General features: G+C 37.1%; 6 protein-coding genes and 2 pseudogenes. 3 read left to right on the forward strand and 5 right to left on the reverse strand.

Going from position 1 to position 8,764, the window contains the following annotated elements; translation table 11 throughout:
- Window positions 1-340: 340 nt before the first annotated feature.
- A complete protein-coding gene (locus D5R40_RS27635) occupies window positions 341-1,069 on the reverse strand; it encodes a YdcF family protein (RefSeq protein WP_445974439.1) in 729 nt (242 codons plus the stop codon).
- Between the two features lie 79 nt (window positions 1,070-1,148).
- Window positions 1,149-1,505: a hypothetical protein gene (locus tag D5R40_RS27640; protein ID WP_124155508.1), complete on the reverse strand. Its 357-nt coding sequence runs from the start codon at window positions 1,503-1,505 to the stop codon at window positions 1,149-1,151.
- Window positions 1,506-1,771: 266 nt separating this feature from the next.
- Between D5R40_RS27640 and D5R40_RS27645 the strand changes: the two genes are divergently transcribed.
- From D5R40_RS27645 to D5R40_RS27655, 3 genes and pseudogenes are all read left to right on the forward strand, one after another.
- On the forward strand, window positions 1,772-2,065 hold the full coding sequence (locus tag D5R40_RS27645; RefSeq protein WP_205127713.1) for a hypothetical protein: 294 nt from the start codon (window positions 1,772-1,774) through the stop codon (window positions 2,063-2,065).
- Between the two features lie 217 nt (window positions 2,066-2,282).
- The gene (locus D5R40_RS27650; protein WP_124155509.1) at window positions 2,283-3,638 is read left to right on the forward strand and encodes a pyridoxal phosphate-dependent aminotransferase; all 1,356 of its coding nucleotides are present in this window, start codon (window positions 2,283-2,285) and stop codon (window positions 3,636-3,638) included.
- Between the two features lie 438 nt (window positions 3,639-4,076).
- Window positions 4,077-4,736, forward strand: a pseudogene (locus D5R40_RS27655) (homocysteine S-methyltransferase family protein); the annotation flags it as partial.
- Window positions 4,737-4,789: 53 nt separating this feature from the next.
- Here the strand turns inward: D5R40_RS27655 and D5R40_RS27660 are convergent.
- From D5R40_RS27660 to D5R40_RS27670, 3 genes and pseudogenes are all read right to left on the reverse strand, one after another.
- Window positions 4,790-6,385 (reverse strand): helix-turn-helix domain-containing protein, encoded by a 1,596-nt coding sequence (locus D5R40_RS27660; RefSeq protein ID WP_345789243.1) that lies wholly within the window; start codon window positions 6,383-6,385, stop codon window positions 4,790-4,792.
- Between the two features lie 473 nt (window positions 6,386-6,858).
- On the reverse strand, window positions 6,859-7,350 hold the full coding sequence (locus D5R40_RS27665) for a helix-turn-helix domain-containing protein (protein ID WP_124147368.1): 492 nt from the start codon (window positions 7,348-7,350) through the stop codon (window positions 6,859-6,861).
- Window positions 7,351-8,321: 971 nt separating this feature from the next.
- Window positions 8,322-8,579, reverse strand: a pseudogene (locus tag D5R40_RS27670) (transposase family protein); the annotation flags it as partial.
- Window positions 8,580-8,764: the final 185 nt, after the last annotated feature.

Raw genomic sequence — 8,764 nt, forward strand, 5'->3', positions numbered from 1 at the left:
TTCCTGTAGATATTCACCCTTGGGTTTACACAAACGATATAAACGGACATGATATCAGTCTAGATCAGGAAATTGCGTCAATGCACTAAAAATCCCTAGAACCCTTGGTAATTAAGGATTTATGCTTTTTTGAGGTAAAAGCCTTTTCCTATATATATTTGAGCCTATTTTCTACTTCTATTTTGTGTAAGTCCCACTAACTCCTCTGTAAAAAGGCTAACTGATAACTGATAACTGAATTGACTATTCCCTAAAAATCTACAATATCTTGCAATTCAGACAATATTGCTATATATTAAATCCTTTGTTTCATGCTAACTACTGACTACAAAAAAATATATTATAACCACCCTCGCAGACGATATACTATTATACCTATATATTCTTTTAAAGCTTTAGTAGAATTTTGTAAATTTGCAGCATCAGGAATAATATTTAACAGAAAACCTTGCCAACTATCTTGTATTTCTTGTAAATCTCTTTCAGTAACTAAAAAATCTGTTGGTGCTGGAATTACTGATATTTTCTGTTTTTTGAAGATTGATATTGAGCGAGGAGTATGCAGTGCTGAAGTTACTAACAAAACATTGCCTTTAATTTCATTTTTCTCTAAAATTTGTTTGACATTAACAGCATTTTGATAAGTATTTAGAGAGTCTGTATCTTGTAAAATTGCTGTTTTTGGTACTCCCATAGTTTCAGCAATTTCTGCCATATCTCCAGACTCAGGGTTCCCTCCATCTTTCCAATCAACTCTACCACCACTTAATATAATTAAAGGTGCTTTACCCTGCTGATATAATCTTATTCCATGTAAAATGCGATCGCCTGCTTCACTAAAATCTACCCAAGGTCGGGGTGAATTTGCTGGTTTAATTCCACCACCTAAAACTACAATTGCTTCTGCTGAAGGTAATTCTTTCGGCGGTAAATTTTGCCATTCTAAGGATTTAATAAGTCCTTGAGAAATCCACGAATTACTAAACATAAATGTTACTGTAAATGCCAGAAAAATTACTAATGCTGACCATTTAGGATACCACCACAATAAAATAAAAGCTATCAGCATTAGCAAGCAAGATAACCCCAAAGGATAGATAAATAAAGGGAGTAATTTAGAAAAAAACAAAAACATTAGAAGTGAAAGATTAGTATTTTTTTCGAGATTTTTGATATCTTCTGGAAGAAACTTGACTTGACCTTGAAAGCCAACTTAAGATAGAAACACCGCTACGTTCTCTAGGTGTTTTAGGCCATGTATTAAGTGGTTTTGGTGGTTTTGGTGGTTTTGGGGAATCTATAGGTTCAGTATTTGTTTTCTCTGGAATTTCTGGTATTGATTCTATTTGTGACCAATACCCTAATAAACCAGCAGAAATGCCTGCAATTACACCCAATACAATACTTAATTTTATTGTATATTCTAGGAGGCTAAAGCTAATGCTGAAAAACAGAGTAGCTGCTAGTCCGGCAATTAAGCCTGTTGATATTGATTGTTTATCCATGCTTTGGCCAAGGCATTAAGTGATTGATGTTTGAAAAATTATATCAACTTCGCTTAAATAGGCATATTAAATTCTATATTCTGACTTCTGGCTTCCGTGAATTGTCCAATAAATGGCTTTCCTACATGAATTACTGATGTGCAATACAATACAATCACAAGTTAGAGTTCTGCTTAATGGATAAGACACGATCAAACTGAAGAGTCAAAGAATTTCCTGATTCGTTAGTAATTTGGCGCGAAGCTAAGTCAACTATTAATCAATTTTTGTTCAATGCAATTCCCATCTTTTTAGTTATTACTGTTATTGCTTCTGTGTTGAATTGGTTAGGAGCGATCGCAACTTTAGCCAATATTATTAACCCTTTGATGGGATGGTTTAATTTACCCCCGGTCGCCTCATTGCCTATTGTTTTAGCTTCTATTCGCAAAGATGGACTGCTATTATTTGCCGAACCCGAAACCTTGGCTATGTTAACTCCCTTGCAGGTTTTGACTGGGGTGTATCTAGTCGTCCGACAATATTATTTGTTATCCAAACGAATTCAAACTAGGCAATGATTCATTTAACTTCTGTCTATGAGACCTCTTGCAAAAGTAAACTATAAAATAAGGGTTAATTTTAATTCACATCAGGCGTAAGTCCTGAAAGTTTTAATCAATTCTCATACTTATTACTTGACTTCTGCAAAAAGTCTATGGTGGTATTGATTATTTGGATGAACCACTTGCAGTTATTGCAACATGTGGTGGTGTAACAAGCGTAAAGGAAGTAAGCATGAAATTATCCAAAGAGCATTATCTTCAACAACTTCGGAAGATAGTTAACCCTGAACAAAGGGCTAAATATTACAAGCAATTTATTGATAGTGATGTAGTCAACCTATCTACGGCTGAAAATGTATTGTTACTAGACTTTTACCAAGAGAACCAAATTTTTGATGAGCTTCCTGTAATTTCAGCGACAGATATACAATATCCATCGGTTGTGTATGGCAGTCCTGAGTATCGGCAAAGTATTCTGCAATTTCTAGAACAACAATGGAGTCTACCGATTGGAACGATTACTTTAGATGACATTTTTGTAGTTTCTGGTGTGTCGGCAGCATTAGAATGTCTTGGATTTTCCCTATTTAGTCCTGGAGACCAGGTACTAATTCCGGGGCCGATGTGGTACGGATTTCCATGGTGTTTTAGCCAGCGTCCCCAAATGGAATTTATCCATTTTCCAGTTGGCGAGAACTTTGAACTCTCTACACAAAATGTAGTAGATGCGGTTGAAGCCAATCCTAATGCCAAGCTCTTAGTGCTGACTAATCCCCAGAACCCTTTAGGGACAAACTATAGTAAAGAGCAGATGGAAGAGATTTACGCATATTTTTTGGGTCTGGGATCGGATTATCATATTATCTCTGATGAAATTTATGCCTGTTCTCAGAATACTAATGTGGAAGGTAACGAATTTGTCAGTGCTTTTGGATTAGATGCCTACAACATATATCCTACTCGGATACATGTTGTTTGGGGTCTGTCAAAGGATTTTGGTCTGTCTGGCTTTAGGGTGGGTTGTATCATTTCAAAATCGGAACAAGTTCAAGAATCTATGGAGGGAGATGCTTGTAATAGGAGTATTGCCGGGTTCTCACCATTTGGTTCATTAAATCCGTATATGTTGCAAAAGCTCTTTCTCTCTGGAGGGGAGCCAGATCCAACAGTAGCAAATAATGCCATCAGTACATATCAAAGCTCGTTATTGCCATCATCCTATTCCATAGTTAAAGATAAGCTCGACGAGGCATTGATTCCCTATCACCCTAACAACAAGGGAGGGATTTTCTTCTGGATAGACTTAAGTGCCTATCTCGATCGCGTTCAACAAACCACAATTGAACCAGATCCATTACTCTGTGAATCTTTATATCCTCCTGAATTCAACGATCCGAATGAAGGGAAGCTAACTCGCTATCTTCGTGAAGAAGCACAGGTGTTACTGGTTCGAGGACAGGAGTGTTTCTGGAGTGAACCAGGATGGTTTCGCCTTTGTTATACTGCCGAGACATCTGATAAAGTTGCACAAGGTCTTGATTCTATGATCGAAAAATTGAATCAGTTACCACCAAGTAATCCGAATTAGCAATTCGTTAGATTGGGGTGCGTGGCACGAACTTTTCGGCTAGTAATTACAACTTATGTCCCCGCACCTCAACATCCATGGGTTTATAGTCCCTTAAAATTCCAGTCTTGAACGCGGGTGCGTCGCTTTGTTGTGCAAACGAGTCGCTTTGTAGGTCAGGGTGAGGGTACGAAACCCAGAAGTGACAAGCCTTTGTGTACCTAACCCTGCGTCGGAGCGGATGTGAAAGGTAAAGCGTTGGACTTCATTATAAGATGGTCTCACACCGATCAACTTTACCGTTGTTGTGTGCTCATTCGTGCGCCATCGTGATTTATGCTATTTTAAATTGAGAATAATTATCATTCTTACACATAATTATCCTCCTCAGCCTTCCAAGCTGAATAGCTTTGGGGTTAAAAAGGTTGCAGGAGAAGTCCAACTATAACCATTACATCTATGCTAAGTATTGAAACTCCGAAACCTCAGTTAAAGACTTCATTTCTCCAACGGCTCCAGAGTCCAGAGCGTCCAGTGATCATCTTTGATGGCGCAATGGGAACTAACATCCAATCCCAAAACTTGACCGCCGAGGACTTTGGTGGAGCCAAATATGAGGGTTGTAATGAATATTTAGTCATCACCAAGCCAGAAGCAGTGGCAAAAGTCCATCGTAATTTTCTCAAAGCGGGGGCAGATGTTGTCGAGACTGATAGCTTTGGCTCAAGTCCCTTAGTCCTCGCAGAGTACGATCTAGGCGATCGCGCCTATGAGCTAAGTAGAAAGGCAGCAGAATTGGCTCGCAGTTGTGCGGATGAGTTTACCACTCCCGAAAAACCAAGATTTGTCGCAGGTTCCATCGGTCCAGGAACTAAGCTACCCACCCTCGGTCATATTACCTATGATGAATTGAGATCGAGCTTCATGGTGCAAGCAGAAGGTCTCTATGACGGGGGTTCCGATCTTTTTATCGTGGAAACCTGTCAAGATGTTCTGCAAATTAAGGCAGCATTGAGTGCTTTTGAGGCGGTGTTTGCCAAAAAAGGTGCGCGACTCCCCTTAATGGTGTCCGTGACTATGGAAATCCAGGGAACCATGTTGGTGGGGACAGATATATCTACTGATGTACCAACTATCTGCTTTTTTTTGATATAGTGACGTTTTTTAAATGATTACCCTCCCAAACCTAAAACATTCTGTAATAGCATTTGGTCTTCACCTTTGACTTGAAAGCGTCCACTCTCAATATCTCTAATCCAACTTTGACTTTTTCCAAGCATAGTTGCCAATTGTCTCTGACTTAACTGCTGATTTTTTCTAGCAGTCATAATCTGTTCCCCACAGATCGCAGCAAGCTTTTTTGTTCTTTTACGCTTATTAGAATAGCGTAGCTTTTGTTTTTCAAAATCTGCTAAGTGTTTATCCCATTCTTCGGGCAATTTAAACCAGAGGATACGAGCGTTTAATAACATATTCCACTTACCTCTGGGGCCGTTATCTGTTAGTCTTGTATTTTTACTACCGTCATCAATCCAGAAATCTAAAGCTTCTTCACCATCATCAGGCAGAGCAGCTAATTTTGCCCACATTGGCTGAATTTCCTGGGGGTAAGTTACCGGGTCAAATTCGGGTTTAAGTCCATAGTGATTGAGAACTTCCAGATCACTTTCAAAAGTTCTAATTAGTCGTTTTCGATCATCCCGACAAGAAGATGCTCGTATCACTTTTTGTTCGCCATAAGCTACTCGCATTAGAGTAGGTACAGTCAACCGTTGTTCCCTACCCATTTTGGTTTTAAATAATAACCATAATAGCATTCGAGCAGTACCTTCATGTTGCTGCCAGATACTCATTACTGTAGTTAATATCGACTGAGGCAAAATACCGTATTGATAAAATGCTTTGCCCTGCTTGCAACCTTCTCTGTTGAGGAAATACTTAGTCCAAAGACCAGCTTTGACTCTAAAGGTAAGACCAACAAGATGTTTACATCCTGTAGAATCTTCAGAAAAGTGATGTTGAATGTCTAAGATATGCCATAATTGATCTTCTGGTAATGAGAACGCATTAATTCTGCCCTGCTGAGGCCAATCAATAGTAGTAGTAATATTACAAGGTTGTTGAGCTAGGTTTTTAATTAAACTCAGTTTAGTTGCTTTCGATAAGTCTTTGCGTTTTTCTAACCCTAAGTACCTTTCAATTTGTTGGTCATCGATCACAAATTCTTGCTCCCATGGTTTGTCAATAACTGCTGCATGGGCAGCATAAATTAGGTGCAAACAAGCTGCTCTGATATCCATTGCTGGCATATCTGTGACTTTGATGACATCATCATTTATAATTTGAGATGAATACTCCACATCTTTGATGCTGAAACTGATTGAACCCTGACCTTGCTTAATAGAACGTTGATAAATCAGTTTACCTTCTGCATTCACTGTCCAAGGTAATGATTCTCTCTGCGTCAGAATGTTGCAAGCTTCCCAGATCGCGATAGAAGAAGCAAAAGGACTATGCTTGCCATTGGGAAATAAATTAGAGCTTGTGGGTGTTCTTGTTTCAGCTTTATACCTACCTTTTTTGGCTTTAGTGGGAACAGGACTACTAATAGAACAGTGAATTACACACTGAGGTTCTTCGTAATAACCCTCACAGCTATTACATAGTTCAGGATTAATGGAGTATTTTTCATCTTCTATAGTTATTGCACCTGTTGGGCAGTGGATTTGGGGTACACAGGTGCCACATGAGATACAGTTTTCAGTCATTTTGTGAGTCATAACACCCCCCTGTTATTGCTGTTGAGAAGTTTGTGTTAGTAATACTACTCGTCATCTGTAAGTTGATTTAGCTGATTAATCATAGTAATGTCCTGATTGCTATATAACTAACTATACATGGAGTGAAGAACTCAAATCTTTTGTTTGTTGTTGATTTAAGTATTTTCACTTAAGCTTAATTGACGCTTTAATAATAAGAATTAATATTTCATAATTTTTTTAGATTAGATGTTCATAATAAGCAAATTAATATTCTTTTTATTTTTTATAATTGAGTAATTATAGGATTTTTATAGTTATACATTTAACTTGCAATAGTTAATAACTATAATTATTATTTTTTTACTATAAATTAGTAAAAAACATTAAGGAAAAATGCTAAATAAATATTTTTAAGGTATATTTATCCGCATTTAACTCCATAGATTAACTGTTCATATTTTCATAATTTAGATGAATGCCTAACATTCCAGTTTGTTTTTTGTAGTATTTACTCGATGACTAACTTGTAATCTACCTCTGGGAAGGAGAATATTTTTTTGTTTAAGAATTCTCCTAACTTGAGTACCACTAATTTTGATTCCTGTTTTTTCAGCAAGATAATTTGCTAAACGTTCTCCACTCCAGTGTTGACATTCATAACCGAACTGATGAGGAGATTTTTTGCTGACTTCTACCAATAACTGAATGTACTCTTCTGTAGCTTTACGAAAGTTACCATGCTCTCGTTGATCTCGTAAACTATCTAATTGGTCTGGGTCTCCATGTACACACCAATAAGCAACTGTTCTATAAGAACAACCGATAAATGCAGAAATTTCTGAATAAGTTTTTCCGTCATTTAATAGGAGTAACATCAATACTCGTTCTCGGAAATGAGAGCAATTACCTTCTTGTAAGGCTTTTTGCAATCTTTTCTTTTGCATTGAACTAAGAAAATCTTTAGCAGGCATAACAGCTACCTCAGTTTAACAACTTAATGCAACTTAGCTGCACTATATATATAATTCGCTTTTTGACACCCTCTAAATTGAGAAGATGACCTACGACTCCAAACTCAGACAAAAGTTTGCCTATTGTAGTCTGCTACCCTATAATTCAAGTAAGATTGAGTAAAATTCGTGCTTAGTAATTGAATGGTTTTGACTTCTTCTATAGAAAGCATGAAGAACCGGATTTAACTTAACCCTATATTTTTAACAGTTAATCTGGCCACAACTAGACATAAAAATATAAGTTTGTCTTACCAGATATATGGTTACTGCTAATAAAAATATATTACTTTTTTGTAAAATCTTTTCCTGTCAAATAATTAACAGTTTATTCTCTGATAATTAGAATTACTAAATAACTCTCGCATCTTTAGATGTGTAGATACTCACCGTTCTTAGAAACCTAGATAATCTATCAACTCTATGATTGATTTTCTATTCCTGCTTCACGCTGGCAGTGTCGGCACTCACCGTCCACACGCTGTCACGACGTTTGCCTGCGCGAACAGGCTCAGCGCGAAAACGCGGAACCCGGAAGCGTAGCTATCACTGCCGCCATAGCTGAATTTTAGACCCTGCCAAACAAGTCTCATCGCGGCTAAAATTGTAGGGTTTGCAATTTGATTACGCTCTCTGATAAAGACAGAGCTTCTTTAACAGTTCCACACCTAGCGCAAGTTTTAGAACTAGGTTTTACCCTACTCCAAAAGACGAAAATTTGATGCTCAGGCAGTGGAGTTATTTGTGCAATGTGCCATGCCCAAGGGTATGATTCAAACAGGTAAGCCCAAAAGCTACAAAGTTGAAATCTAGTTAACTCCAACTAAGGTCATTGTCGCGTTGGCGGAGCAAGTGCGGCAGTTATATCGCAACATTCTAGTTATTTGATTTACTGACTGAATCCATGATCAAAAACATTGTTGTAATTGTTACGGGTCTAAAGGTGCAAAAACTCTGGCAAATGTATCGTTAGATGGAATTCCATTAGGCAGTTCTAAAAAACTTTTTAGCCATTTACATTTAGATTCACCATAAGATTCTATATCTATCCACGTATCTGCACCACAAATTACAGCACAAATAGTAATTGTAATAATATCAATTAATTTATGATGTTTGGTTCTATCTACTCTTGGGTCTTCTAGTTCACTAAAATACTCATAAATACTCTTTTTTGGCTGGAGTTTCATTGTTAAATCTTATTATTACTAGAATAATTATCTTTGATAAATATCTAATCTTCAATTTTAATTAGTTTTTTTTAAGTATTAATTATTGAATTTTTTGGTGAGTTTTGATTGTTGAAAGTTTTGGTATTTTTTGATGGTGATTGCCTCTCGAACGCATAGTCTATTCTGAAATTATCTTTTTGGTC

Origin of the sequence: Okeania hirsuta (assembly GCF_003838195.1) — a bacterium.
Classification (GTDB): Bacteria; Cyanobacteriota; Cyanobacteriia; order Cyanobacteriales; family Microcoleaceae; genus Okeania; species Okeania hirsuta.

What these genes read in the sequence shown, in the direction of transcription:
- D5R40_RS27635 (WP_445974439.1), bottom strand. Translation starts at nt 1,069, where the DNA reads ATGCTGATAGCTTTTATTTTATTGTGGTGGTATCCTAAATGGTCAGCA.
- D5R40_RS27640 (WP_124155508.1), bottom strand. Translation starts at nt 1,505, where the DNA reads ATGGATAAACAATCAATATCAACAGGCTTAATTGCCGGACTAGCAGCT.
- D5R40_RS27650 (WP_124155509.1), top strand. Translation starts at nt 2,283, where the DNA reads ATGAAATTATCCAAAGAGCATTATCTTCAACAACTTCGGAAGATAGTT.
- D5R40_RS27660 (WP_345789243.1), bottom strand. Translation starts at nt 6,385, where the DNA reads ATGACTGAAAACTGTATCTCATGTGGCACCTGTGTACCCCAAATCCAC.
- D5R40_RS27665 (WP_124147368.1), bottom strand. Translation starts at nt 7,350, where the DNA reads ATGCCTGCTAAAGATTTTCTTAGTTCAATGCAAAAGAAAAGATTGCAA.